At 71.3% G+C, this 1,770-nt stretch carries 2 protein-coding genes; one reads left to right on the forward strand and one right to left on the reverse strand.

Annotated features, from left to right (window positions below; all coding sequences use genetic code 11):
- Positions 1-88: 88 nt before the first annotated feature.
- Entirely contained in the window at positions 89-925 is an 837-nt protein-coding gene (locus tag ACFQ87_RS46110; RefSeq protein WP_380617029.1) for a glycoside hydrolase domain-containing protein, read from the forward strand.
- A gap of 249 nt (positions 926-1,174) precedes the next feature.
- Here ACFQ87_RS46110 and ACFQ87_RS46115 read toward each other — a convergent pair.
- The coding region (locus ACFQ87_RS46115) for a restriction endonuclease (protein WP_380617028.1) at positions 1,175-1,770 on the reverse strand (596 nt) is incomplete at its 5' end.

Genomic DNA, 1,770 nt, shown 5'->3' on the forward strand with positions numbered 1-1,770 from the left:
CAGTGGCTCCGCCTCGCCGTCCGCCTCGGCCACGTCGTCCAAGTCCGCGTCCGCGTCGGCCACGTCGTCCAAGTCCGCGTCGGCCTCGGTGGCCGCATCGTCGTCACACCCGGCGCCTTCGAGCGCGTCCGTTCCCGCGCCGACCGCCGGGGGTCAGGGAGCGGTCCCGGTAAACAACGCCCCCGCGCCCGCCCCCGCGCCCGCGCGCGGACCGGCCGTCTTCACCGGCAAGGCGTTCGACACCTGCACCGCGCCGTCCTCGGCCGCGATGCAGGCGTGGCACGGCCAGTCGCCCTACGGCGCGGCCGCGGTCTACATCGGCGGCCAGAACCGGGGTTGCTCGCAGCCGAACCTGACGTCCTCGTGGGTGCACACCGTGCACGCCGCCGGGTGGCAGCTGATCCCGCTCTACGTGGGCGCGCAGCCGCCCTGCCAGACCTCCGGCAACCCGGAGCGGATCACCGCCGCCAACGCGGCCTCCCTCGGCTCCTCCGACGGCGCTGACGCAGTCGCCCACGCCGCCGCCCTCGGCATGGGCCCGGGCAGTGCCGTCTACCTCGACATGGAAGCCTACGACGCCTCCGACGGCGCGTGCAGCGGCGCGGTGCTGACGTACGTCCAGGCCTGGGACGCGGCCCTGCACGCCCACGGCTACTGGGCGGGCTTCTACGGCTTCAGCAAGTCCAGCGCCCTGGCCATGAGCCAAGCGGCATCGTCCGGTGCGACCGGCCTGCCGGACGCACTGTGGTACGCCCTGTACGACGGCGCGGCCGACACCAGCAGCGGCTTCCCCTTTCCGGCCGGCCAGTGGAGCGGCCCTTGGCGGGGCCACCAGTACGCGGTCGACCAGCAGGAGAGCTACGGAGGAGTGTCCCTCACCGTCGACCACGACGCCTGGAACGGCCCGGTCGCGGTGATCAGCTGATCTTTCCGGCCCTGCCCTTGTCGACAACGTCATCCGCCCTGTTCAGGCTGCATGTTGGTACTCGTGGAGGAGTCCGTCGAGTCGGTCGGTTCGGCGTATGTCGAGGCGGGCGGTGTGCTCAGGGTGGTCGATCGACTCGGGAAGGGCGCAGAGGGGTCGGGCGTTTGCAAGGGCACGGTCGCGATACGCAGCTCGCGTCATGAAGTGCGGCGGCCGACAGGGTCGGCGAAGTCCCGGGGGTGGGGCTGGTCAGGCGGCGGCGTGGTCTTCGTCCTCGTCGATCGCGTCGTAGAGGTGGGAGCCGTGGGCCCATAGTGTGAGGGTCTGCCGGTTGACCAGGACGAGGTCGTGGCGGGCGGCGAAGGCTTCGGCGTCCCGGGTGAAGCCGTTGAGCCCGATCATGACGGGAACGCCGGCGTGGTGCTCGGGCCGGGCTGTGCCGTTGAACGTCTGGACGTCCCTGGAACCGACCGGTCTGCTGTAGTGCTTGCACTGCACGACCACCTTCCGGCCGAGGTGGTCCCGGGCGATGACGTCCGCGCCGAGGTCACCGGAGCGGCCGGAGTGCTGGACCTGCGTGAAGCCGTCCCGGACGAGGAGGTCGGCGCACGCCCGCTCGAACTCGGTCGCGTCCATCGCGTCCAGGTGCTGCATCCCGTATGTCAGGGGTGCCGGCTCCTCGTCGTCGAAGCCGCTGTCCGCGTAGTGGACGTACTCGCGCGGGGTGACGAGCCGGACCAGGAACAGGATGGCGGTCAGTGCGAGTGGGCTGGCGATCAGGGCCGACCACCATGGGTGGCCGGTGATCCAGCCCCATGCGTCGATGCTGAGCCAGTACCAGAAGG

Origin of the sequence: Kitasatospora sp. NPDC056531 (assembly GCF_042794375.1) — a bacterium.
Classification (GTDB): domain Bacteria; phylum Actinomycetota; class Actinomycetes; order Streptomycetales; family Streptomycetaceae; genus Kitasatospora.